Raw genomic sequence first — 24,344 nt, 5'->3', positions numbered from 1 at the left:
GTCCGGGTGGAGGGCAGCGGAGGCAGGGCGGCGGCGGGCGCGGAAGGATTCATCGTGGGCTCCATCGAAGGTGGGGAGGTGGGGAGCGCATCAGGCGCTGGTCAGGACCTGGAGCAGCGCCTGGGTGAGGCCGGCGATGGTGGGGTGGTCCCACATCAGGGTCGGATCCAGCGACATGCCCAGGTGGTCTTCCAGGTCGCCCGCGAGCGTGAGCGCATAGACGGAGTCGAGGCCGTACTCGGCCAGCGGCACGTCGGAGCGGATCTCGTCGGGCTTGCGCTGCACATAGGTGGCGATGCGCGCGGACAGCCACGAGCTGAGGGCGTCGGCGGAGGGGATGGACGGCATGCGTGATTCCTTTCGGTCAGGTCTCAGGGCTGGAGGCGGGCGACGGACGCCCACCTCCCAGCGGTTTCCGGGTCAGGTCGAAGGCCCGCGCGTCCTCGTGGCGCGCGAGCAGCTCCGTGAAGAGTCGTGTGCGAAGGCCTTCCGGCAGCGGGCCTTGCGCACGCTCCCGCCAGACGTCCAGCCGGTGCAACGCCGCGAGCAGCCACGCCGGATCCCCGAGGAACGGATCCCCGGCCTGCTGGCGCCACACGTTGAGGCAGGCGCTCGCGGCCATCAGCGTGATGGCCCGCGTCGTCAGGTCATAGGACGCAGGAGACGCGGTGGCGGTGAGCTCGCGGGGAGGCAGCGCGGCGGCCTCGCTCCGCAGGCCCTCCAGCTCCCGGGCGAAGGACTCCAGGCGCCCGCGCAGCTCGCGGGTCTCCGCGCCCGGAGTCGCGCTCAGCGCCTCCAGCCCTTCCAGCAGCGAGCCGGTGAACCCGTCCTGTCCGCCCCCGCCGAGGGCCAGCTTGTCGAAGGGCAGGGGTGGCAGCGGCGCGTCCAGGCGGAAGAGGTCCGCGGGCGCGGGCGTGGGGTTCGCCCAGCCGCGACGGGCGAGCAGGGGCAATTGCGGCAGCAGCGTCATCTGGCCGGCGACGCGGGCCAGGTGGCCGAAGCCCACGGGCTGCAGGTCGCGCAGCAGCTTCTGGAAGACGGCGGTGTCTCCGTCGCGCAGGTAGAAGCGCGCGCCCAGCACGGTGGACAGCCGGCCCATGGCGTCCATCAGGACGCGGGGCACCAGGTACTTCACGGCGGCGGTGGTGAGGCTGGCCTCGCGAGGCAGCAGGTGCACGCCGCGCGCGGCCGCCGTGGTGAAGGCGTCGCACAGCAGCAGGTCCGCGAAGGTGTCCGCGAGCACCGAGCGCGTCTGGGGCAGGTCCGCCACCGCGCGGCCGTACAACGTGCGCCCCAGCGAGGCGCGCAGCGTCGTGCGCAGCCCCGTGTCCACGATGCCCAGGAACATCCCGGGCAGCGCGACGCGCGTCACCTGGAAGGACTTGAGCGCCGTCTCCAGCCCCTGGCCCGGCGTGCCGAGCACTCCGTCCGCGGGCACCGGGCAATCCTGGAACGTGATTCCGCCCAGGGGCACGCCGCGCATGCCCGCGGTGCGGAAGCGGGGCAGGTGTGTCACGCGGTCCGAGGGCACGCGCGTCAGGTCCACCAGCACCTGCGAGTGGTTGCGGCTGCCCGTACCCGGCTGCGTGCGGGCGAAGAGGACCACCGCATCCGCGCGATGGATGTTGGAGATGACCTGCTTCGTGCCGCTCAGTCGCAGCACGTCCCCGGCGGGGAGCGCTTCGAACTCCGCGCGCGACAGGTCGTTGCCGTGTGCCAGCTCGTAGTAGCCGCACGCGAGCTTGCGATGGCGCAGGAGCAGGTCCGCCACGGTGCGACGCTGGGACGCGCTGCCCGCGGTCCACACGTTGACCGCGGCGATGAGCGAGCTGGCGCCGTAGCCCAGGCCCAGGCACGGGTCGCGGCGGAACACCGCGCGCATGATGCCGATCAGCCGGTCCAGCCCGGCCATCCGGCCGCCGTCCGAGACGGGGACGAACTCGGCGCCCAGGCCATACGCATCCAGCAGACGCTCCCCCGCGTCGAGCAGCTCGCCGCGCTCGTCCGCGCCGAGCACCTGGGAGAAGCCCACCGGGTTGGCGTCGTCCCACGGATCGCCCAGGCGCTGCTCCAGCGCTTCCACGGAGGTCGGATCAGCGGGGGGCGTCACGGCGCACCTTCCGTCCTGGCGTCGGTCAGCAGCGAGAAGGGGCCGGGCGCGTCCACCACCACGTCGGCCAGCCGGTCGAAGACGCTCGCGTCCCCGTGCTGCTCTTCCGGACAGAGGCGGGACAGGACGCGCACGAGGCAGGCCTCCAGCCAGAGTGCGTCCTTCCACAGCGGGCCCCGGGCTTCGCGCGCGTGGCCCAGCCAGAGCTGCAAGCACGCCGCGCCCGCGAAGCAGGCCTCGTAGTGCTCAGCCAGATGGAACGCCTCGGGCGGCACGTCGCGCGCGGACGGGGGCTGAACAGCCATGCGCTGGTGGACGGCGTCCGTGACGCGGCCCAGGGCCTGGGCCAGCTTCGCCACGGCCTGTGGTGCCTCGCCCCGATCCGCGAAGGACTGGAGCCGGAGGACGGCGTCGGGCAGCCCCTGCACGACGCTGCACCCGCCCATGGAGATGAGGCCCAGGCGCGACAGATCGGGTTCGGGGAGCGGAGCGGAGAGCGTCGTCGTCGTCGCGAGCCCGTCCGCGTCGCGCCGGCCCTGGCGGAAGGCCCGGACCAGCACGGGGAACTGGTTGATGACGGCGTTGCGGTTGACCAGGGTGCTGCCGTCGAAGATGGCGATGATCCGGTGGTCGCGCTCCACCTTCTGGAACATGCCGTGCGCATACACATCGGTGAGGAACGAGCGCGCGCCCATCAGGTCCGCGAGCTGCGCCAGCATGTCGTTGATGGCCGTGGGGACGAACGCCTTGGTGAGCGCGGAGGTGAGGCTCGCCTCGGAGGGGAGCGCGTGCAGGGCGCGGCTGCCCACGGTGCTCACGGCCTCCGCGAGCAGCAGTTGCGTGGCGGCGGTCCCCAGGGGCCGGCGGGCCCGGGGCAGATCCACCAGCCTGCGCTCGTAGAGGTGGTGCCCCTTCGCGAACTCCACCGTGAGGCGCAGCGCGTGGTCCGCGGCGCCCAGGGACATGGCCACCGCGGCGGTGCGGGTGAGCTGCAGGGCCTTGAGCACCAGCTCGATGCCACCACCCGGCTTGCCCACGAGCGCCGAGACGGGCACGTCCGCGTCGTTGAAGGCGATGCCGCTGATGTCCGCGCCCCGGATGCCGTGGGTCCGCTCCTTCGGCAGGCAGTGGAAGGCGCCCGGGGGAAGCTGTCGCTTGTCCACCAGGAACACACTGAAGCCCCGAGGCCCACCGGCCGGATCCGTGCGGGCCAGCACGCTGATGAGCTCGCCCCGCGTGGCGTTGTTGATGAGCCACTTCTCTCCGCGCAGCCGCCAGCCCTCCGTTGTCCGCGTGGCGGACAGCTCGCCGGCCAGCAGGTCGCTGCCATGGTGCCGCTCCGTCAGGCCCCAGGAGACGCGCGTGCCCTGGGACACCGCCTCGCCCAACGCCAAGGCCTGCTCCGCGGTGCCGCCCACCCACGTACACGCGCCGCCCAGGAACGTCTTCCCGTGGCCGATGGCGGCCGTGAGGTCGCGCCGGGCCACCGTGCGCCAGAGCGCCACGAGCTCCGGGTAGTGCGCGAGCCGTCCCCCGTGCTTCGTGGGGACGTAATTCGCTCCCAGGCCGAAGGCGTCCAACGCCTCGCAGGCCGCGTCGGGAAAGGCCTCCTTGCGGTCCAGCTCCGCGATACGCGCGGGCGCGAACGGGCCGTCCTGGAACTCCAGCTCCCGCAGCAGCGCGTCGAGCGCCAGGGAGGGCGAAGCGGCCGTGCTCATCCCACGAACTCCTCTTCGCCCGGGCCCCGCATCGCGCCCAGGCCGGGAGGCGGCTCCCCGGGCTGCGACTGGCGCGCCTGCAACACCTGAGCGTCCAGCTCCTCGTGCAGCGCGGGGAGCGCGTTCGCCAGGAACAGCCGGCGCATGGCGGCGCGCTGGATCTTCCCGCTCGTGGTGCGCTGCACGCTGCCGGGCTTGAGCAGCACCACTCCGCCCACGCGGATGCCGAACTCGCGCGACACGGAGACCTTGATGCGCGAGGCGAGCTGGCGGAACGCCTCCGTGTCGAAGCGGCCCTTCACCTCGTGGGTGACGACGACCGACTCCTCCTCGTCCGGCGGGGACACGGTGAAGACGGCGCCAAACCGCGTGGCCAGCTCCGGGTGCTGCGCCCGCACCTCGTGCTCGATGTCCTGCGGGTAGAGGTTGCGGCCGTGGGCGATGAGCATCTCCTTGATGCGGCCGGTGACGTAGACCTCGCCCTCGTGCACCAGGCCGAGGTCGCCCGTGCGCAGGTAGCCCGCGTCTCCGTCCGCCGTGACGGCCCCGAAGTTCGCGGCCGTGGCGACCGGGTTGTTCCAGTAGCCGCGCGAGACGCTGTCACCCCTCAGCCAGATCTCACCGATGCGATCCGGCCGCAGGGGTTCGCGCGTCGTCGGATCCACCACGCGCACGTCGTAGCCCTCCGGGACGCCGCAGCTCACCAGCTCCCGGGCCTGCTGGCCGTCGGTGGCGGGGCGGTACTCGTGGCGCTCCAGCAGCTCCGCGGCGACGCGGCGGACGACGGGCGCGCGGTGGGCGCGGCCGGAGACGAACACCGTGGCCTCCGCCATCCCGTAGCAGGGGCAGAGGGCGGACTCACGGAAGCCGGCGGCGGCGAAGCGCTCGGCGAAGGCTCGCAGCGTGGACGCCTGCACCGGCTCTGACCCGTTGGCCGCGAACTCCCAGCGCGACAGGTCCAACCCCGCGAGCTGCGCGTCGCTGACACGTCGGCGGCACAGCTCGAACGCGAAGTTGGGCGCCGCCGAATAGCCGATGTCGTGCTTGTCGATCATCCGCAGCCACAGGTGGGGCCGCATGACGAACGCGTTGGGCGTCATCAACACGCAGGCGCTGCCCAGGAACAGCGCGGGCAGCAGCTGCGCCATCAACCCCATGTCGTGGTACAGCGGGATCCATCCGCCGAAGCGAGTCCGATCCGTGAAGCCGAGCGCGCGCTGGAAGCTGGCCACGTTGTGCAGCAGGTTGTGATGCGAAACCATCACGCCCTTGGGCTCACCCGTGGAGCCGGACGTGTATTGCAGCAGCAACAGCGTGTCACGCGGCGTGGGCGGCATCCGCCACGCACCCGGGTCCCCTTCGCCCGCGACGTCCGTGGCCAGCACCGGCACGGCGTCCAGCCCCTCCGCGCCGGCCCACTCGGTGACGGCCGCGACGTGGGTGCTGTCGGTGAAGACGGCGCGCACGCCCGCGTCCCGGGCGATGGCTTGCACGCGGCGGCGCTGGTGCGGGTACTGCCCGGGCAGCGGGGCAGGGACGGCGATCATCCCGGCGTAGAGGCAGCCGAAGAAGCCCACCACGAAGTCCACGCCCACCGGGTAGAGCAGCAGGATGCGCTCGCCCGCGGGGAAGCGCTCCTGGAGCCATGCGCCCACCCTGCGCGCCTCGGCGTCCAGGCGCTGGTAGGTGAGCGTGGTGGCGCCGTCCGCGCGGTCCAGGTCGCGCACCAGCGTCACGGCTTCCTGGTCGGGGCGGGTCCGCGCGTGCTCGCGCAGCAGCTCGGTGATGTTGGGGGCGTGCTCAAACGCGGGCATGGGACCCTCTTGGCTCCGCGCGCGGCGGAGGCAGGTAGCCAATGGAGACGAAGTAGTCGAGGTAGAGGCGCAGGAAGGCGGGGTCCACCTCGCGGCAGACGATGCCCGTGCCCTCCAGCGCCGCGTGCAGGTTCGTGGTGTCGAAGTGCGGCTCGCTGCCCGCGTAGCCCACGTCCTCGGACGGGGTGTCCTCGGTGAACAGCGGATGGAAGCGGGTGAGCGCGTTGCCTTCGTCGCGCTCCACCGACGCGGTCAGCTCGCGGTACCACGTGGCGTAGGGCACGCGGCGCAGCGGGTAGCCGCACGCGTCCAGCATCTCCACCAGCTCGCTCCAGCGCACCGTGCGGGCCCCGGGCAGGTGGAACGCGGTGCCGTGACGCTGGCCGCTCAGCGCGACGTGCGCGACGACGCGGGCGCAGAAGTCCACGGGCACCATCTCCAGCAGCACGTTGAAGTCCAGCGCGGCGCCCAACTGGATGCAGCCCTTCATCGTCTCGTTGAGGAAGGTGTCGGTGGAGCAGGCGCCGGTGTCCTGCGCGCCGGTGATGAGGCCCGGCCGGTAGATGCACACCGGCAGTCCCCGGTGCCCAGCGAGCGACACCATCTTGTCGCCCACCCACTTGGTCTGCCGGTAGCCCCCCATGACGTTGGAGGGGTCGGTGAGCTCCGCTTCCGCGAAGTGCTGCGGGCCCGGGTGGCCGGGGAACACCGCGAGCGACGAGACGAAGTGCACGGGCTTCACGCGCTTGCGGCACGCCAGCCGCAGCACCTCCAGGGTGCCCAGCACGTTGACGGCCTTCAGGCGCGGATAGGGCAGCGCGTAGCTGGAGTGCGCGCCGTTGTGGATGATGACCTCCACCTCGGTGGTCAGCGTCGTGTACTCCGCGCGCGTGAGGCCGAAGTAGGGCCGGCCCAGGTCGCCCGCCACGCCGATGAGGCGGGCCGCGTCCGCGTCGCGCCACAGGCCGTAGCCGGTGAGGTTCTTGCGCACGCGCTCCAGCGCCTCGGTCGCGTCCTTCGCCCGCGCGAGCACGTAGAGGCGTGCGTCGGAGCGATCCAGCAGCTCGCGCACCAGGTACGCGCCGGTGTAGCCGGTGCCGCCGGTGAGCAGCACCGTGCGGTAGGGCGCGCTCGCCGGGGGCAGGGCGTCCGCATCAGGCCGGACGTCGTCCGGGAGCCGGGCCTCGGCCCACAGGTCCTCGCTGGCGAGGCTGCGCGGGCTCGCTTCGCGCGAGGACGGACCGCCCGTCTTCGCGCCGATCATCCGCACGAGGTGGGCGACGGTGGGCCGCTCGAAGAAGCGTCGCATTGCAGGGGCGACGCCGAACGCCTCCTTCACGCGCGCGGCCATCTGGGCCGCCGCCACGGAGTCGCCGCCGAGATCGAAGAAGCTGTCCTCGACGCCGACGCGCGGCACGCCCAGCACGTCCTGCCAGAGCTGCGCGATGCGCACCTCCTCGGGCGTGGCGGGCGCCACATACGCGGCGCTGGAGGGCTCGGACGAATCGCCCACCGGGAGCCGGGCGCGGTCCACCTTGCCATTGGGTAGCTTGGGCAGCTCCTCCAGGATGACGATGCGCGTGGGGACCATCACCTCGGGCAGGTGCTCGCGGGCGTAGGTGGCTAGGTCCGTGCGCAGGCCGGACACGGAGGTGGACAGGAGCGGCGCGTTCGCCGCACGGGAGGTGGCGTCACTCATCGCTGCTGCTCCTTCGGCTCGAAGACGGCGTCGAACGTGCCGGCGCGTCCGGCTTCAGGCACCCACAACCGCACCGAGTGGCCGTGGCGGTCGGCGATGGCCACCACGTCCTCCGGATCCATGGCCAGCGTCTCGTCCGCGTCCCAGAGCTGGCGCTCCACGTCCCAGGCCGTCTGCGAGGGTGTGGCGTTTCGCAGCAACCGCACCAGCGCCAGCGGTCGGACGAGGCGCCGGTTGGGGATGCCGGTGACGCTGAAGGCGCCCGGGCCGCGCGGCGTCTCCAGCAGCTTCGAAAGCCCGGTGCTCCGGTCGCCCCCGCCGGAAAGCTGACTCCAGCTCACGGTGTCACCGACAGGAGGCGGCGCGGCGCGGGCACCCAGCGTCACGTCGTAGCGGAAGCACGTGAGCTCGTTGGTGGCGTGGCCGCGCTTCAGCTCCAGGCGCACCGGCTGGTGGGCCCGCGCGGCGTGCTCGCGGAAGAAGGAGGGCGACAGGCACAGCTCGCGTTCCGCGGCGACCTGTCGGGCCACCGCCGCGGCCAGGTCTCGCGCGGGCAGCAGCGCGGGCGCCTTGTGCAACTGCACGGAGGCGTGGAAGGCCTCCAGCAGATCCAGGTCGCGGACATCGCCGACGAACACCGCGCCCTTCGCGCCGGCCACGCGCACGGCCTCGTCCAGCACGCGCGTCAGGTAGTCCGTGCCAGGGAAGTATTGGATGACGGAGTTGATGACCACGGTGTGGTCCGCGTCCGCCGGCAGCGTGGACAGGTGGCCCGCGTCACCGTGGATCAGCGTGACGTGGTCGGGCAGGGGACCCGCGCCCAGGGACGCGGCCGCCGTGCGCAGGGCGGCCTGGGACACGTCCAGGCCCAGGTACTGCTCGACGTGCGAGGAGAGGTGGCGCAGGACGAGCCCCACGCCGACACCCACGTCCACGAGGGTGCGGGGCTTCAGCGCGAGCACACGCTGCACGGTGTGGTGCAGCCACTCGCGCATCTGCGCTGGCGGGATGGGCTTGCCGGTGTAGCTGCTGAGCCAGCCGGAGAAGTCACGGTCCAGGTCGGTGCCACGCGCGCCCGTCTCCGGGTCGGTATAGGCGCCCTCCCAGACCTCGCCCCAGCGCCGCACGTGCGCGTCCTCCGCGCCCCGGTCCATCAGCCCCGGGCCGGGCGACACGAAGGCGACCAGCTCCGTGGAGCCATTGGCGCGCGACACCGCGACGACCGCGACGGAGGCCACCTGCGGGTGGCGCGACAGCACGCCCTCCACCTCGTCGGGTTCGATGCGGTGCCCGCGGATCTTCACCTGCCGGTCCACGCGGCCCAGGAACTCCAGCACACCGTCCGAACGCCAGCGCGCGCGGTCGCCGGTGCGGTACATGCGCCCCGGGCGCGTGGGGTGCGGGACGAAGCGCTCCTCCGTCAGCTCCGGGCGATTCAGGTAGCCCTGGCTGACACCCTCGCCGCCAATCCACAGCTCGCCGGAGACGCCAATGGGGACGGGCTCGCGCGCGGTATCCAGCACCAGGAGGTCCGTGTTCGCGATGGGCCGGCCAATGGGAATGACTCCCTGGCGCGCGTCCTGCTCCGCGTCCACTGCATGCACCGTGGACCACACCGTCGTCTCGGTGGGGCCGTACATGTTGAACAGCTTCACGCCGGGCAGCCGCGAGCACACGCGCTCCACGAGCCCCGCGGGGAGGATCTCTCCGCCCACGAGCACCGCGCGCGCCCCGCGCAGGGCGTCCAGCGCGGCGGGCTCGGCGGCCACGGCGGCCAGGAAGGACGGGGTGCTCTGCGTGAGGGTGACGCGCTCGCGGAGGCACAGCTCCGCGAAGGCGAAGTCGCCCTGCGCGTCCTCTGCCCCGGGAACACGCACGAGGTTGTTCACCAGGCCCTCGCTGGCGATGACCACCCGCGCGCCGTGGGTGAGCGGCCAGAGCAGCTCCAGCACGGAGATGTCGAAGGACACGCTCGTGAGCGCGAGCACGACGTCCTCGGGCCCGCAGCCGATGCGCGCGTCCATTCCGAGGAAGAAGTTCACCACGTTGTGGTGGCGCACCCCGGTGCCCTTGGGCTTGCCCGTGGAGCCGGAGGTGTAGAGCACGTAGGCGGCGTCCTGCCCGTCCGCGCCTGCCTTCAGCGGCGTCGTGGGCTGCCGGGTCCACTCCGGTGCGTCCACGTGCACCACGACGCGCGCGGGCAGCCCGGTGGGGCCCTCGCGGAAGGTGATGAGCGCGTGCAGGTCCGCGTCGGACGCGATGAACTCCAGGCGGTTCTGGGGGTAGCCGGGGTCGAGCGGCACATACGCGGCGCCCGCCTTCATCACCGCGATCATCGCGATGACGAGCTCCGGTCCGCGCGGCAGGCTCACACCCACGCGGCCTCCGCGACGCACGCCCCTGGCATGGAGCAGGTGCGCCAGTTGGTTGGCGCGCGCGTCCAGCTCCGAGTACCGCACCGGGACGCCACGGTGCACGAGCGCGACGCGGTCACCCCCCTGGCGGGCCTGGTGCTCGATGAGCGCGTGGACGGTGAGCTCGCGGTCGTACGGCACCGCGGTGTCGTTCCAGCGCGCCACGCGCGCCCGCTCCGCGTCGTCCACGAGCGTCACGTCGGCGAAGCGGGCCTCGGGGCTGGCGGCGACGGCCTCCAGCGCGCGGCGGTAGTAGCCGGTGAGTCGCTCGCAGAAGTCGGCGTCCAGCGTGGACAGGTCGCAGTCCAGCCACAGGCGAAGGCCGCCCTGCACGGGGTCGTAGAGGAAGTTCACCGCGAGCGGGTAGTTCGTCTCCGCCACGCCCACGCCGTCGAGGATGAGCGCGCCCGAGGGCCCGGTGACCTTCCACTGCCGCCGGAAGTCCATGAAGTTGACGTAGCTGTCCAGGGCCAGCGGGTGGTCCAGGTCCCGCTGCATCTGCATGAACGGGTAGCGGCGGTGCGGCGCGGCGTCGCGCTCGTGCGCGAAGACGGCATGGGCCGCGGCGCGCAGCGTGCCCCCGCGCGAGTCGAGCCGCAGCGGCAGCGTGTTGAGGAACACGCCGATGACCTCGTCGCCGCCTTCCTCCTCCAGGCGTCCGTTGGACACCACGCCGGTGACGACCTCGTCCGTGCCGCACACGCGCCGCAGCACCGCCACGTGCGCCACGGCGAGCAGCGACTTGAGCGGCAGTGACTCCTCCACCGCCCTCAGTCGCAGGCGCTCCGCGAGCTGGGGCGAGAGCGCGACGTCGAAGGGTCGGTGCCGCGCGACGGGGGCCTCGCCCGGAGGCAGGGGCTTCCGGGGCAGCAGGGAAGGCTCGGCGCCGCGCAGCAGCTCCGTCCAGAAGCGGCGGGCCTCGGGGCTGGCGACAGTGCGTCGCTCCTCCGCCACGAAGTCGCGGTAGCGCGAGGGCACGGCGGGCAGCCACAGCTCCTCGCCGGAGAGGCGGGCGCGGTAGCGGGTGACGATCTCCTCCAGCATCGCGCCGTCGCTCCACCCGTCCAGCACCACGTGGTGCTCCACGACGGAGAGCTGGAAGGCATCCGCGCCGCGAGGGTGCACGGTGAAGGCGAGCAGCGGCGGCGAGGCCGGATCGAAGCGGCGGAACTTCTCCCGGTCCATCCACGCCTGGAGCGCCGCGCGGCAGGCATCCGCGTCCAGGCATCCCCAGTCCTCCGCGACGTGCAGGGGCACCGCGACCTCCGGGTGCACCAACTGCAACGGCTCCGAGTACGTGGACAGGTCGAACGCGCTGCGCAGCGCGGGGTGCCGACGGAAGGTGTCCATCAGCGCGCCGCGCAGGGCCGCCTCGTCGAAGCGGGCGCCCACGTGGAGGCTGGTCACCACGCGGTACACGGACGTCGCGTCGTCGAACTCGGCGTGGAAGAGCATGCCGGCCTGCATCGCGCTCAGCGGGTACGCGTCCTCCAGTCCGGCGGGCAGTCGCGCCCGATCCGCCTCGCGCAGCATCGCGAACGGAGCGGTGTGCTCGCGCCGGTGGCCGGTGCCATCCAGCGGATGCAGGTGCTTCGCCAGCTCGCGCAGCGTGGGGTGGCGGAACAGCTCCTGGACGTGGAACGTCAGCCCCTGCTTCTCCAGCGCCGCGCGCACGCGGATGCTGAGCATGGAGTCACCGCCCAGCGCGAAGAACGAGTCGTCCAGGCCCAGGTGTTCGCGGCCCAGCACCTCCTTCCACACGGCATGCAGGCGCTGCTCGTGGGGCGTGGAGGGGGCCTCCAGCGGCGCCGAGGCGTCGCCGGAAGGGGCCAGCACGGGAGCGGGCAGGGCGCGCCGGTCGATCTTCCCGCTGGATGACAGCGGCAGCGCGTCCAGCACGAGCAGGTGCGCGGGCACCATGTACTCGGGGAGCCGCTGGGCGGCGTAGTCCGTCAGCTCGCGCGGTGTGGGCGCCGCGGTCCCCGGCTTCGCCACCACGTGCGCGACGAGCCGACGGTCCGACGGGGAGCGGTCCCACGTCGTGACCACGGCCTGCTCCAGCGCGGGGTGCGCGAGCAGCACGGACTCGATCTCCCCCAGCTCGATGCGGAAGCCGCGCAGCTTCACCTGGTGATCCAGCCGGCCCAGGAACTCGATGGCGCCGTCCGCGCGGTGGCGGGCCAGGTCCCCGGTCCGGTACAGCCGGGCCTCGGGCTCCTGGGAGAACGGGTCGGGGATGAAGCGCTCGCGCGTCAGCTCCGGTCGGTTGACGTAGCCCAGCGCCACCTGGACGCCGCCGATGTGCAGCTCGCCCGGGACACCCGGGGGCGTGGGCTGACCGGTCCGGTCGAGCAGGTAGATGGCCGTGTTGTCCACCGGCCTCCCAATGGGGATGGGGCCTGCGGCTTCCTCCGGGGCGCAGGCCCAGGCCGTCACGTCGATGGAGGCCTCGGTGGGGCCGTACAGGTTGTGCAGGCCAATGTCGTGACGCTCGCGGGGGAACGTCTCGAAGAAGGCGCGCACCGTCTCCGGCCGCAGCGCCTCTCCGCTGCACATCACCCGGCGCAGCCCCGTGGCGGTGGCCACCTCGGGTTCGGCCAGGAACAGGTCCAGCATGGGCGGGACGAAGTGCAGCGTGGTGACGGCCTCGTCGCGGATTGTCCTCGCCAGGTAGCGCGGATCCTTGTGGCCTCCGGGCGCCGCGAGGAACAGCCGGCTGCCCACGATCAGCGGCCAGAAGAACTCCCACACTGACACGTCGAAGGTGAAGGGCGTCTTCTGCAACACCGTGTCGTCTGGCCCCAGCCCATACGTGTCCTGCATCCACAGGAGCCGGTTGACGACGCCGCGGTGGGGCACCGCGACGCCCTTGGGCCGTCCGGTGGAGCCCGATGTGTAGATGACATACGCCGCGTCCCGGCCCGCCGCCCGGGGCAGGGGCGTGGTCGGCGCATCCAGCGTGGGCAGGAGCGTGTCCACCGGCAGCGCCTCCACGCCCAGGCCCTCCAGCCACGAGGCCAACGTGGAGCGGGTGAGGACCGTGCGCAGGCCCGCGTCCTCCACCTGGAACGCGAGCCGGGCGCGGGGCAGCTCCGGATCCAGCGGCAGGTAGGCCGCGCCGGCCTTGAGGATCGCCAGCAGGCCCACGACCAGCTCCAGTGAGCGCTCCTCGAACACGCCCACGTGCTGGCCCGGCGTGACGCCGCGCGCGCGCAGGTGGCCCGCGAGCCGATCCGCCTTCGCGACCAGCTCCCGGTATGTCAGCGCTCCCCCCACGACGGCGGCGGCGACCGCGTCCGGCGTGCGGCGTGCCTGCGCGTCCACCAGCTCGTGCAGGCCCCGCGACAGGTCATGCGGGCGCCGGGTGGCGTTGAGGCCTTGCACCAGGTGCTCCCGCTCCCCGTCGAGCAGCAGGTCCAGCCGCTCCACGGGCAGGGCCGGATCCGCCTGCGTGAAGCGCTCCAGGAAGCGCAGCAGGCGGCGCTGGTGCCCGGCGATGTCGTCCGCGCTGTACAGGTCCGGGTTCGCGTCCAGGTAGAGCTGGAGGTCGGATCCATCCGAGCGGCCGTAGAACCCCAGCAGCAGGTCCTTCACCGGGCCGGAGGACAGGTAGTGCGCGGTGGTGGCGTGCTCGCCGAAACGCACCGCGTGGTCGAAGGAGACGACGTTGACCACCGGGCCGGTGGCGCGACCCTCGTGGCCCTTCAGGCGCAGGGCATGCTGCAGCTCCTCGCCCCGGTGGCGCTGGTGCACGAGCAGGCGCCCCACCTGGGAGGACACCTGCTTCACCAGCGCCTGGACGCTGGAGCCGGCGGGCACCGTCAGGCGCAGGGGCAGCTCGTTGGCCAGCATGCACGGCGTCGCGCGCGAGGCGGCCGTGAGGCGGCTGGAGACGGGCAGGGCGAGCACCACGTCCTCTGCGCCCGTCAGCCGGTGGAGGTAGGCCGCCGTCGCCGCGATGGCGATGACGGACCAGCGCGTCTGCTCGCGCCGCGCCGCCGCGCGCAGGAACTCCATGGCGTCCGGGGACAGGTGCGTCGTCCGCCGCAGCAGGCCCCGGGAGGCGAGGGTCGCGCCCGTCGTCAGGCGCGCCGGCTCCGGTGGGGCAGCGAACGCGTCGTGCCAGTACGTCCGGTCGCGCCCGGCCTGCGACGAGGCGAGGTACGCGGCGTCCTCCTCCAGCAGCGTGGCGAGCGGCGCGAAGGCGGGGGCCTCCGCCTCCGGGTGCCCCGCGAGCGCGGAGTAGCGCTGCGCCACCCGGCGCCAGTAGAGCGTCTGGCCGAACCCATCCATGAGGATGTGGTGGTAGCGGACGTAGAAGAAGGACCGCCCCGGGCCCGCGTGGAAGAGCGCGTGGTGGAACAGGGGGGCCACGCGCAGATCCACAGGACGCAGCAGGTCGGATCGCATCCACGATTCCGCGGCCTGCCGGGGGTCGCGCTCACCGCCCACGTCCACCACGTCCAGGGCGACGGCGCCCGGGGGAGAAGGCACCTGCCAGGGACCGTCCGCGTCTTCGATGAAACAAACCCTGAGGGTTTCGCTTTCCCAGACAGTCTCACGAACCGCCCGGGTCAGAAGTGAGACATCCACCGGCCCATGGATTTCAAGATAGGCGCCGCAATTGTAGCGGGGGTTGGACGGATCCAACTGCTGGGCTACCCAGACACCACGCTGTGCCGCGGTCAAAGGCCATCGAGACACAGCGGTGCCTGCCCCAGTCATCCGAGCTCCCCCCATAAGGACATTTCCAATACTATTTTTTGGGGCCGACTTACGTGTAATGGCTTATCGAGTCAAGCCCAAACAGGCCAAGCTGAATACGGAAGAATCCAAGAACTCCCCCTCTTTCCACAGGGAGACAGGAATCATTGTTCACGCGGTTTTCTGGCGTGTGAAACATGAAGGTGAGCTTCCGGGAACACGTCCGTGAGGCAGGTTGCCTGCCTGGGTCGGGCGCGCCCTCGAGGTGTGCGCTATCGTGGCAGGCCATGCTCCTGCCCGTCCTCACCGGTGTCTGGCTGTCGCTGTCCGGTGCACTGGGTACGGAGCTGCGGCGGGACGGTTACAGCTTTCGGCCGCCGGACTCATTCCGGATGACGCGCTGGGAGCGCTACGTCGGCTCGCACGCGGGGGCGGTGTCGGAGGATGGCGCCCGCACGCGCGGGCTGTCCGCGGCGCTGGCGGACGGGGAGGGGCCGGACGCGGCCACCTTCCTCATCGCGGTGGTGGACGGGGGGTTCTCCGCCAGTCCCTCGGAGCGCGACGCGTTCTCCACCGCCGTGGTGCAGCACTTCCAGCGCGAGCTGGGCGTGGCCCTGACGCCGGAGCGGGTGGACCGCGTGGGTGGGCCCGTGCCCCGGGTGGAGCTGCTGGGCACGCTGCGCGAGGCGGGGCAGGTGCGCACGGTGCTGGTGACGGGGCTCGCGTCCGAGGGGCGCCACGCGGTGGTGACCGTGAGCGTGCCGGCGGATCGCTGGGAGGCCATGGCCCCCCGGGTCCGCGCCTCGCTGGAGACCTTCCGCATGGAGGCCCCGGTGACGGGGGTCATCTCCAAGCGGCTCGCGGGGGCGCTCGCGGGCACCCTGGCCGGGGCGCTGCTCGTGTCCTACGCCGCCTGGCGCCGACGCCGGCAGGGCGAGGGGACGGCCTCGTCGTAAGGGGCGCAAGGGGGACGCAAGGCATCCCCCGCGGGGCCCGTGGTGGGATACGGTGCCGCGCCCATGTTCTCCCTCCTCCTTGTCGCCGCGCTCGCGCAGGGGCCCGTCGCGGATCGTCCTCCGGAGCCGTCGGGGCCGCCGACCGTGCTGGTGCCGGATGCCGGCGTCGCGGACGCGGTGGTGCCGCCGTTGCCGGTGGCCGCGCTGCCTCCCGCCACCCATGAGCTGTTCCGCCGCATCCAGGGCCGCGTCTCGCAGGTGCGCATCATCGAGCGCCGCTCCGGCACCAAATCGTCCATCGGCTCCGCGTTCTTCGTGAGCGCGAAGGGCCACGCCCTCACGAACTACCACGTGGTCTCCGACCTGGTGCTCCACCCGGAGGACTACACGGCGGAGCTGGACCGGGGGGACTCCACGGTGCCCGTGCGCCTGCTCGCGGTGGACGTGGCGAGCGACCTGGCGGTCGTCCAGGTGGAGGCCCCCGTCGCGGACTTCTTCAAACTGGAGGACGGGGAGCCGCCGCAGGGCACGCGCCTGTTCGCCATGGGCAACCCGCGCGACCTGGGCACCACCATCGTGGAGGGCACCTACAACGGCCTCGTGCGCGATGCCCTCTACGAGCGCGTGCACTTCAGCGGCGCCATCAACCCCGGCATGAGCGGCGGACCCACGCTCAGCGGCGAGGGCGGCGTGGTGGGCGTCAACGTGGCCACCATGGGCAACCAGGTGGGCTTCCTCGTGCCGGTGGCCCGCGCGCGGCAGCTCCTGGACGGCGCGCTGAAGCTCGAAGCCCCGCCGGACTCCGCCGCGCTGATGCTGTCCGTGCGCGAGCAGCTCCTGGCCAACCAGCAGCGCATCACCGACCGCCTGATGGCCACGGACCTGCCGAAGCAGGCGCTGGGCGAGTACCGCGTCCCGGGCCGCTGGAGCCCGTTCCTCAAGTGCTGGGGCGACACGCCGCACGACCCGGAGACGCCGTACACCGTGACGAGCTACCAGTGCTCCTCCGAGGAGGACATCTTCCTGTCCTCCAGCCACCGCACGGGCGTGGTGGCCTACCTGCACCAGCACGTGACGAGCCAGAAGCTGGGCGCGATGCGCTTCTCCGCGCTCTACAGCACGCTCTTCTCCCAGGACCCGGAGCCGGTCTCCGCCACGCGCGAGGACGTCACCAACTTCCGCTGCGAGTCGCAGTTCGTGGACGTGGGCGGGCTCACGGTGCGCGCCGCCCTCTGCCTGCGCTCCTACCGCCGCTTCCCGGGCCTCTACGACCTGGTGCTGCGCGCGGCCACGCTGAACGCCTCCACGCACGGCGTGGACACCAGCCTCACCCTGGGCGGCTTCTCCGCGGAGAACGCGCGCAAGCTGGCGCGCCGCTACCTGGAGGGCTTGTCGTGGACGAAGTGATCTTCCTGGAGGTGTTGGAGGGCGACGCCGTCCAGGCCCGCCACCGGCTGGAGAAGCTGCCCGTGACGGTGGGGCGCGGCTACGGCAATGACGTCATCCTGGATGACCCGAAGGTGTCCGCCGAGCACCTGCGCCTGGAGCGGCGCGAGGACGGCGCGGTGGTGCTGCGCGACGTGGGCAGCGTCAACGGGACGTTCAACGTGCAGCCCTGGGCGCGGCTCGCGGAGATGGTGCTCACCCCGGACGCGCGCGTGGCCGTGGGCGACACGGTGCTGCGCTTCCGGCCGCGCGGCTTCGAGGTGGAGGACACCGTCGTCAACGAAGCCGCCGCCGCCCCGCGCGAGCGCCTCTTCGAGCGTCCCCGGGCCTTCGCGTTGACGCTGCAGGCGCTGGTCGCGGTGGCCTTCATCTCCGAACGGGTGACCCAGTTCCAGAAGACGGACTGGGGCGACCTGCTGCTCGCGAGCGTGCTGCCGCTGGGCCTGACGCTGCTGTGGGCCGGGTGCTGGTCGCTGGCCAGCCGCATCGCGCGCAGGAGCTTCTTCTTCCGGGTGCACGCCACCATCGGCGGGATGGTGCTGCTGGGCTTCGCGCTGGCGCCGCCGCTGTTCGCGCTCCTGAGCTTCAGCTTCTCGCTGGGCTCGGGGCTGGCCATTGTCAGGACGCTGCTCGTCCTGGGCCTGGTGGGGTGGGGGCTCTACTGGCACCTGCGCTACGTGACGCGGTGGAGCAGCCGGCGCGTGGTGCGCGGGCTCGTCATCGCGTCGGTGGGTGTGCTGGTGCTGACGAACGTGTCGGCGCTCCTGGGCAACGAGGACTTCAGCGAGGCGCTGGAGTTCCCCCGCTCGCTGCTGCCGCCGGTGCTGCGCGTCGCCCCGGCGCACTCGGTGGATTCGTTCTTCGAGGAGCTGACCCCGCTGGCCGAGGACGTGGACGCGCTGGCGAAGGAGGACTGAGCCAGCGCGGCCCCGGCCCGGGCGCTACATTCCGCGGATGGCGTGGGGCTTGTAGGGCGCCTCCAGCGCCTTGAGCTCCTCGGGTTGGAGCTTGAGGGTCACGGCCTTCACCGCGTCCTCCAGGTGCTCGAGCTTCGTCGCGCCGATGATGGGCGCGGTGACGACGGGCTTGGACAACAGCCACGCCAGGGCCACCTGCGCGGGCGGAGCCTTGCGTGCTTCAGCCACCTGCTTGAGCGCCTCCACCACGTCCCAGTCCCCGGGCTGGTTGTAGAGCCCCGGCGACAGCGTGTCGGTCTCCGCGCGCGTCGTGGACTCGCGGTCGTCCAGCGACTTGCGCGTGCCGGTGAGCAGCCCCCGGGCCAGCGGGGACCAGGGGATGACGCCCACCCCTTCGGCCTCGCACAGGGGCAGCATCTCCCGCTCCTCCTCGCGGTAGACGAGGTTGTAGTGGTCCTGCATGGACACGAAGCGCGCCCAGCCGTTGCGCTCGGAGACGCCCAGCGCGCGCGCGAACTGCCACGCGTACGAGGAGCTGGCGCCCAGGTAGCGCACCTTGCCCTGGCGCACGAGCTGATCCAGCGCGGACAGCGTCTCCTCGATGGGCGTGTTCGGATCCATCCGGTGGATCTGGTACAGGTCGATGGTCTCCACCCCCAGCCGCTTGAGGCTCGCTTCGCACGCCTGGGTGATGTTCTTGCGCGACAGGCCCCGCTCGTTCTGCCCGCTGCCGGTGGGGAAGTAGACCTTGGTGGCCAGCACCACCTCGTCCATCTTCGCGTAGCGGCGCAGGGCCCGGCCCGTCACCTCTTCGCTCACCCCGTCCGAGTACATGTTCGCGGTGTCGAAGAAGGTAACGCCCAGCTCCACGGCGCGGCGGAAGAAGGGCTGCGAGGCCTCCTCGTCCAGCACCCACGGGCGCCACTTCGGGGTGCCGTAGCTCATGCAGCCCAGGCAGATTCGGGACACCCGCAGGCCCGTGTGTCCCAGATTGGCGTACTTCATCGGTGCGCTCCCCTTGCTTGCCAGTTCACGTCGCTGCTTGCGTATGACCCAGCATGAGCGTGCGCTTCAACCTCTTGTCACCGGAAGTGAAGGCCAATCCCTATCCCACCTACGCGCGCATGCGCCGCGAGGCCCCCGTGTGCCAGGTGGATCCGGGTGGGATGTGGGCGGTGTCTCGCCATGACGACGTGCTGCGCGTCCTGAAGGACCCCCAGCGCTTCTCCTCGCAGGGCTTCCGCGTGGCCACCAACCCGCCCTGGCTGGGAGGCAACCCCCTCGCGGACTCCATGCTCACCCTGGACCCGCCCCAGCACGGCCGCCTGCGCGTGCTGGTGCAGAAGGCCTTTGGCGCGGCCGCCATGGCCCGGCTGGAGCCGCGCGTGCGGGACATCTGCCGGCAGGCGGTGGCGGAGCTGCCCCGGGGCCGTCCGGTGGACATGATGCCCCCCTATGCCCTGCGCATCCCGGCCGCCGTCATCAGCGAGCTGCTGGGCCTGGACCCCACGCGCGCCTCCCGCCTGAAGCAGTGGGCGGACCTCATCACCGGCGGCGTCACCACCGTCCGCCCGGAGGAGGAGGACCGCAAGCAGCGCGCCCGCGACGCCGTGGCGGAGCTGCGCGCCTACTTTGGCGAGGTGCTGGACGAGCGCGCCCGGAGGCCCGGCACGGATCTGGTCAGCGAGCTGCAACAGGCCCGCGTGGACGGAGAGGCCCTGTCCCGCGACGAGCTCATCGCCTTCATGGCCCTGCTGCTGGTGGGCGGCATCGAGACGGTGGTGCACCTGCTGGGCGCGTCCCTCGTCGTGCTGCGCGAGCACCCGGAGGTGTGGGCCCAGCTTCGCGTGGATCGCTCGCGCATCCCCGCCTTCATCGAGGAGGTGCTGCGCTACGAGCCGCCCGCCCAGGCCGCCCCGCGCCTCACCACCGAGGAGGTGGAGCTGGGCGGCGTGCGGCTGCCCAAGGGCGCCCCGGTGCTGGTGCTCCTGGGCTCCGCCGCGCACGACGAGGCCCACTTCCCGGACGGCGACCGCTTCAACCTGTCCCGCCCCGGCCCGCAGAACCTGCCCTTTGGCCACGGCATCCACTTCTGCCTGGGCGCGCAGCTGGCGCGCATGGAGGGGCGGCTGGCCCTGGACGCCCTGCTGGATGCCTTCCGCCACCTGGAGGCCAGCCCGGAGCCCATGACGTGGCACCGCACGCTGGTGGTGCGCGGGCCCGCCACGCTGCCCCTCGTCCTGCACCCGGCCTGAGCAGGGCAGGGCAGGGAAAAGACAACGGGCAGGTCCCCTGGAACCAGGGAACCTGCCCGCGTCACTTCAAGCCTTCGAACCGCCGTCCCGCGAGGCTACGCGCGGACTTCCGGAGGCGTGTCCGTGGGGGCCGGCACCGCGGCGGGCTCCTTGAACGGCGACGTCTCCAGCGCGGCCTTGAGGACCTCATCCATGTGCGTGGCGAAGATGAACTCCAGCTCGTTCTTCGCCTGATCCGGCACGTCGATCAGGTCCTTGCGGCAACGCTCCGGCAGGATGACGCGCTTGATGCCCGCGCGGTGCGCCGCCAGGACCTTCTCCTTGATGCCACCCACCGGCAGGACCAGGCCACGCAGCGTGGCCTCGCCTGTCATCGCCGTGTCGTGCCGCACCCGGATGCCCGTCAGCAGGCTGGTGAGCGCGGTGAGGATGGTGACGCCGGCGGAGGGACCATCCTTGGGGATGGAGCCCGCCGGGAAGTGCAGGTGCAGGTCCGTCTTCTCGAGGAAGTTCGGGTTGATGCCCAGCGACTCCGCCTTGCTGCGCAGGTAGCTCAGCGCCGCCGTAGCGCTCTCCTTCATCACGTCACCCAGCTGGCCGGTGAGCGTCATGCCGCCCTTGCCCGCCATCTTGGTGGCTTCGATGAAGAGCAGATCGCCGCCCGCCGCGGTCCACGCGAGGCCCGTCGCCACACCGGGAACCTCCGTGCGCTCCGCGACCTCCGAGTAGAACATCTCGGGCCCGAGGATCTCCTTCACGCGCTCCGTGCCGATGGTCTGCTTCTCCAGCTTGCCACCCGCGACCTCCACCGCCACCGCGCGGCAGATGTCCGCGATGCGGCGCTCGAGGTTACGCACGCCGGCTTCACGCGTGTACGAGGTCGTCAGGATGAGGAGGGCCTCGTCCAGGATCTCGATGTGGTCCGGCGACAGGCCGTGCTCGCGCAGCTGCTTGGGCACGAGGTGGATGCGGGCGATGGCCTGCTTCTCCTCGAAAGTGTAGCCCGTCAGCTCGATGATCTCCATGCGGTCGCGCAACGGCCCGGGGATGGGATCCAGCTGGTTCGCCGTGGCGACGAACATGACCTTCGACAGGTCGAACGCCACGTCCAGGTAGTGGTCGCTGAACGTGCTGTTCTGCTCCGGGTCCAGCACCTCCAGCAGCGCCGCGCTCGGGTCGCCGCGGAAGTCCGCGCCCAGCTTGTCGATTTCGTCCAGCATCATGACCGGGTTCTTCGTCCCGGCCTTCTTCATGCTCTGGATGAAGCGGCCCGGCAGCGCGCCCACGTAGGTGCGCCGGTGGCCGCGGATCTCCGCCTCGTCACGCACGCCGCCCAGGGACAGGCGCACGAACTTGCGGCCCGTGGCCTTCGCCACGCTCTGGCCCAGCGACGTCTTGCCGACGCCCGGGGGACCGACGAGGCACAGGATGGGCCCGCGCATGTCGTTCTTCAGCTTGCGGACGGCCAGGTACTCCAGGATGCGCTTCTTCACCTTCTTGATGCCGAAGTGATCCTTGTCCAGCTGCTGGCGCGCGTTCTCGATGTCGAGGTTGTCCTCGCTGATCTTCGACCACGGCAGATCCGCGATCCAGTCCAGGTAGGTGCGCGCGACGGTGTACTCGCTGGAGGCCGCCGGGATCGTCTTCAGGCGGTTGAGCTCCTTCTGGGCGACCTTCTCCACTTCCGGGGGAAGGGCGGCCTTCTTCAGGCGCTCCTGCAGCTCGTCGAGCTCCTCCTCCTCCTCGCCCATCTCGCCGAGCTCTTCCTTGATCGCCTTCAACTGCTGGCGCAGGTAGTACTCGCGCTGGGTCTTCGACATCTCGCCCTTCACGGCGGAGTCGATCTTGTTGGAGAGCTTGAGGATCTCGCGCTTGCGGTTGAGCAGCTCCAGCACGAGCTTCATGCGCGCCTTGAGGTCGACCGTCTCCAGCACGGCCTGCTTCTCCTCGATGGGCACGTCCACGTTCGCGGCGATGAGGTCCGCCAGGTGGCCCGGGTGCGTGATGCTCTCCACCAGCTCCGTGGCGGCCGCGGGCAGCTCGGGCATCAGCTCGATGACCTCGCGCGCCAGCTTCTTCAGGTTGATGCCCAGGGCCTCCACCTCGACGTTCTCCGAGGAGGTCTTGTCCTCCACGGCGTCGACGCGGGCCTTGAGGTAGGGGGCCTCCTGCACCAGCTCCATCACGCGGAAGCGGGCCAGGCCCTGCACCACGAGCGAGTAGTTGTCCTCGCCCATCTTCAAGAGCTTCACGATGCGGGCGACGGTGCCCATCGTGTACAGGTCGGACGCGCCCGGATCCTCTTCTTCAGCGCGGCGCTGCGTGACGACACCGATGACCTGGTCGTCGCGAACGGCGTCCTTGATCAGCGCGATCGTCTTCTGGCGGCCGACGGCCAGGGGGAGCACGCCCCCGGGAAAGAAGACACTGTTGCGCAGGGGCAGGATGGGCAGCACCTGCGGGATGTCTTCCTTGTTGATGAGCCCCGGAGGGGCCATCGCGGTGGGCATGGCGCTGGCCGCGGTGCCCTTCTTCTTCTCGTCAGACATGGAGTTCGGCCTCTTCCTTGCTTGAACCCGGTCAGCAAGCGGCCGGGCCGGTGAACCATCCGGTTGATTTCTGCGACGGATGAACCAACGTAACAACCAAACCGGACATGGCAAACGCGATGTGCGTTATTTCCGTGCCTCGTCGGCTGTACGACGCTCCTCCTTTAACGGCCCAGAAGTCTCGCGTCCCGTAGAGGGGTGGGGCATGCTCGCCCCCTCTCTGCTTGATGCGGTGCGCGAGTGCGCTCGCCGTACTGGAGGTCGACGTGAAGGCCCACACCTGTGCCCACCTGCTGACGCTGTCCGCGCTCCTGGCGATGGGGTGTCACTCGCCTGTCGACGAGGCGGGCTCCACGGTGCCGGACGCCTGCGAGGCGACCCCTCCGGTGGTGGCGCCGCAGAAGACGGACCTCCTGTTCGTCATCGACAACTCGAACTCCATGCAGGAGGAGCAGCAGGCCATCGTGACGGAGCTGCCCGCCTTCCTGGCCGCGCTGAGGGAGGGCGGCGGCGTGGCGCAGGAGTTCCGCGTGGGGGTCATCACCACCTCGGTGTACCAGCGCCTCATGCTGGGGGACGGGACGGACAGCATCCGCTCGTTCCCGGATCAGGAAGGGCGCCTCCAGCCGGTGAAGGACGAAGCCGGGCAGCCCACCGCCGAGCGCTTCATCGAAAGCTCGGATCCGCTGCTCCTGGACAAGTTCCAGCGCCTGGTGGCCCAGGGCACCTCCGGCAGCGGCCAGGAGACGCCCTTCGAGGCCGTGCGGCTGGCGATCAGCGGCACGCTCGCGCAGCGGCCCATCGCCGAGGGAGGCAACGGGGGCTTCCTGCGGGACGGCGCGCGCCTGCTGGTGGTGGTGGTGACGGACGAGGAGGACTGCAGCTCCACGGCCCGGCCGCCCCCGGTGTCGCTGGGGCTGGATCCGTCGGTGGACGCGTGCAGCCAGAACGCGGACAAGCTGACGCCGGTGGAGGACTACTACAAGGCCTTCCAGGGGCTGCATGACGGCCGGGGCGCGTCGCGCGAGGTGCTGTGGGCCACCATCGGGCCGGTGGCGCTGACGGACAAGCGGGCGGAGGCCGTGACGGAGACGGTGGGCGACAAGACCTACGTGCGCAACGTCGACTGCCCGACCTCGTATGGACCCGGCTACCGGCAGAGCGCGATGGCGACGCAGTTCGACGCGACGAAGGCGAACCTGGACTCCATCTGCAAGAGCGACTACCGGCAGACGCTGCTCGACATCGCGGAGCTCGCCACGGTGGCGCAGAGCATCGACGTGGTGAACCTGCCGGATCCGCGGCTGGCCATCGTGAACGTGACGCGCGCGAATGGTTCGGTGCAGACGTGCTCGGTCGCGAACGGCGATCTGCGCTACGAGCCGTCCGGCGAGGACCGCGCCGCGCGCCTGTTCTTCCTGGGCCCGTGCCTGCGGCGCGTGGGCGACACGAAGGTGGAGGTGAAGGTGCTGTGCGCGGGCTAGCGGGCGGCTGAGCGGCGCAAGCGGTGGTGCACGGTGAAGGGCCTCGCGGCGACGCGGGGCCCTTCTTCGTTGCGGGGAGGGTGACCTGGCATGTCCGGTGACGTGCGAACGCGCACGCGCGGATCCGCGCTCTGCCTCCGAGTGGAGCTCCCGACCTGACAGGTTGATCCGTGCATCCAACCTCGCGCTCGTGTGTCAGACGGCTCCACATACTGGGCGGACATCCGCACCGATGGCGGGTGGCCATGCGAGGAGGCGACATGAGCGCGGCGGTGGAG

Annotated in this window: 13 protein-coding genes; 5 read left to right on the top strand and 8 right to left on the bottom strand. The window is 71.5% G+C overall.

The window, feature by feature from the left end; all coding sequences use genetic code 11:
* Nucleotides 1-90: 90 nt before the first annotated feature.
* The 6 genes from D7V93_RS09285 to D7V93_RS09260 are packed head-to-tail and all read right to left on the bottom strand — an operon-like array spanning nt 91 to nt 14,480.
* The gene (locus D7V93_RS09285) at nt 91-348 is read right to left on the bottom strand and encodes an acyl carrier protein (RefSeq protein ID WP_120643046.1); all 258 of its coding nucleotides are present in this window, start codon (nt 346-348) and stop codon (nt 91-93) included.
* Between the two features lie 16 nt (nt 349-364).
* Nucleotides 365-2,110, bottom strand: a complete 1,746-nt coding sequence (locus tag D7V93_RS09280) for an acyl-CoA dehydrogenase family protein (protein ID WP_208722964.1) — start codon at nt 2,108-2,110, stop codon at nt 365-367.
* Complete coding sequence (locus D7V93_RS09275) at nt 2,107-3,828, bottom strand: acyl-CoA dehydrogenase family protein (protein ID WP_120643045.1); 1,722 nt, start codon at nt 3,826-3,828, stop codon at nt 2,107-2,109. Before D7V93_RS09275 ends, D7V93_RS09280 begins: the two co-directional genes overlap by 4 nt.
* Nucleotides 3,825-5,642 carry a fatty acyl-AMP ligase gene (locus D7V93_RS09270; RefSeq protein ID WP_120643044.1) on the bottom strand — a complete coding sequence of 606 codons (1,818 nt, stop codon included), beginning with the start codon at nt 5,640-5,642 and terminating at the stop codon, nt 3,825-3,827. The genes D7V93_RS09275 and D7V93_RS09270 overlap by 4 nt, the downstream gene beginning before the upstream one ends.
* The gene (locus D7V93_RS09265) at nt 5,629-7,341 is read right to left on the bottom strand and encodes a thioester reductase domain-containing protein (RefSeq protein ID WP_120643043.1); all 1,713 of its coding nucleotides are present in this window, start codon (nt 7,339-7,341) and stop codon (nt 5,629-5,631) included. The genes D7V93_RS09270 and D7V93_RS09265 overlap by 14 nt, the downstream gene beginning before the upstream one ends.
* On the bottom strand, nt 7,338-14,480 hold the full coding sequence (locus tag D7V93_RS09260) for a non-ribosomal peptide synthetase (protein WP_279636878.1): 7,143 nt from the start codon (nt 14,478-14,480) through the stop codon (nt 7,338-7,340). The genes D7V93_RS09265 and D7V93_RS09260 overlap by 4 nt, the downstream gene beginning before the upstream one ends.
* Before the next feature lie 266 nt (nt 14,481-14,746).
* Here D7V93_RS09260 and D7V93_RS09255 point away from each other — a divergent pair, with 266 nt between their 5' ends.
* From D7V93_RS09255 to D7V93_RS09245, 3 genes are all read left to right on the top strand, one after another.
* Nucleotides 14,747-15,415, top strand: a complete 669-nt coding sequence (locus D7V93_RS09255) for a hypothetical protein (protein ID WP_120643041.1) — start codon at nt 14,747-14,749, stop codon at nt 15,413-15,415.
* Nucleotides 15,416-15,478: 63 nt separating this feature from the next.
* Nucleotides 15,479-16,822: a S1 family peptidase gene (locus D7V93_RS09250; RefSeq protein WP_120643040.1), complete on the top strand. Its 1,344-nt coding sequence runs from the start codon at nt 15,479-15,481 to the stop codon at nt 16,820-16,822.
* The gene (locus D7V93_RS09245) at nt 16,810-17,778 is read left to right on the top strand and encodes an FHA domain-containing protein (protein ID WP_120643039.1); all 969 of its coding nucleotides are present in this window, start codon (nt 16,810-16,812) and stop codon (nt 17,776-17,778) included. The genes D7V93_RS09250 and D7V93_RS09245 overlap by 13 nt, the downstream gene beginning before the upstream one ends.
* A 24-nt stretch (nt 17,779-17,802) precedes the next feature.
* On the opposite strand, the gene D7V93_RS09240 is transcribed toward D7V93_RS09245, so the two are convergent.
* Nucleotides 17,803-18,783, bottom strand: a complete 981-nt coding sequence (locus D7V93_RS09240) for an aldo/keto reductase (RefSeq protein ID WP_120643038.1) — start codon at nt 18,781-18,783, stop codon at nt 17,803-17,805.
* A gap of 53 nt (nt 18,784-18,836) precedes the next feature.
* Between D7V93_RS09240 and D7V93_RS09235 the strand changes: the two genes are divergently transcribed.
* Entirely contained in the window at nt 18,837-20,033 is a 1,197-nt protein-coding gene (locus D7V93_RS09235; protein ID WP_120643037.1) for a cytochrome P450, read from the top strand.
* 95 nt (nt 20,034-20,128) lie between these two features.
* Here the strand turns inward: D7V93_RS09235 and lon are convergent, their stop codons facing one another.
* Nucleotides 20,129-22,582: an endopeptidase La gene (gene lon / locus D7V93_RS09230; RefSeq protein ID WP_120643036.1), complete on the bottom strand. Its 2,454-nt coding sequence runs from the start codon at nt 22,580-22,582 to the stop codon at nt 20,129-20,131.
* A 266-nt stretch (nt 22,583-22,848) separates the two neighbouring features.
* Between lon and D7V93_RS46505 the strand changes: the two genes are divergently transcribed.
* Nucleotides 22,849-24,066 carry a VWA domain-containing protein gene (locus tag D7V93_RS46505; RefSeq protein WP_244237200.1) on the top strand — a complete coding sequence of 406 codons (1,218 nt, stop codon included), beginning with the start codon at nt 22,849-22,851 and terminating at the stop codon, nt 24,064-24,066.
* The last annotated feature ends 278 nt before the right edge of the window (nt 24,067-24,344 follow it).

This window comes from Corallococcus llansteffanensis, assembly GCF_003612055.1.
Lineage (GTDB): Bacteria > Myxococcota > Myxococcia > Myxococcales > Myxococcaceae > Corallococcus > Corallococcus llansteffanensis.
The sequence above is the reverse complement of the archived record's forward strand: the minus strand, read 5'-3'. Positions and strand labels throughout refer to the sequence as shown.

What these genes read in the sequence shown, in the direction of transcription:
- D7V93_RS09260 (WP_279636878.1), bottom strand. Translation starts at nt 14,480, where the DNA reads ATGACTGGGGCAGGCACCGCTGTGTCTCGATGGCCTTTGACCGCGGCA.
- D7V93_RS09270 (WP_120643044.1), bottom strand. Translation starts at nt 5,642, where the DNA reads ATGCCCGCGTTTGAGCACGCCCCCAACATCACCGAGCTGCTGCGCGAG.
- D7V93_RS09250 (WP_120643040.1), top strand. Translation starts at nt 15,479, where the DNA reads ATGTTCTCCCTCCTCCTTGTCGCCGCGCTCGCGCAGGGGCCCGTCGCG.
- D7V93_RS09235 (WP_120643037.1), top strand. Translation starts at nt 18,837, where the DNA reads ATGAGCGTGCGCTTCAACCTCTTGTCACCGGAAGTGAAGGCCAATCCC.
- D7V93_RS09255 (WP_120643041.1), top strand. Translation starts at nt 14,747, where the DNA reads ATGCTCCTGCCCGTCCTCACCGGTGTCTGGCTGTCGCTGTCCGGTGCA.
- lon (WP_120643036.1), bottom strand. Translation starts at nt 22,582, where the DNA reads ATGTCTGACGAGAAGAAGAAGGGCACCGCGGCCAGCGCCATGCCCACC.
- D7V93_RS09240 (WP_120643038.1), bottom strand. Translation starts at nt 18,783, where the DNA reads ATGAAGTACGCCAATCTGGGACACACGGGCCTGCGGGTGTCCCGAATC.
- D7V93_RS09285 (WP_120643046.1), bottom strand. Translation starts at nt 348, where the DNA reads ATGCCGTCCATCCCCTCCGCCGACGCCCTCAGCTCGTGGCTGTCCGCG.
- D7V93_RS09265 (WP_120643043.1), bottom strand. Translation starts at nt 7,341, where the DNA reads ATGAGTGACGCCACCTCCCGTGCGGCGAACGCGCCGCTCCTGTCCACC.
- D7V93_RS09275 (WP_120643045.1), bottom strand. Translation starts at nt 3,828, where the DNA reads ATGAGCACGGCCGCTTCGCCCTCCCTGGCGCTCGACGCGCTGCTGCGG.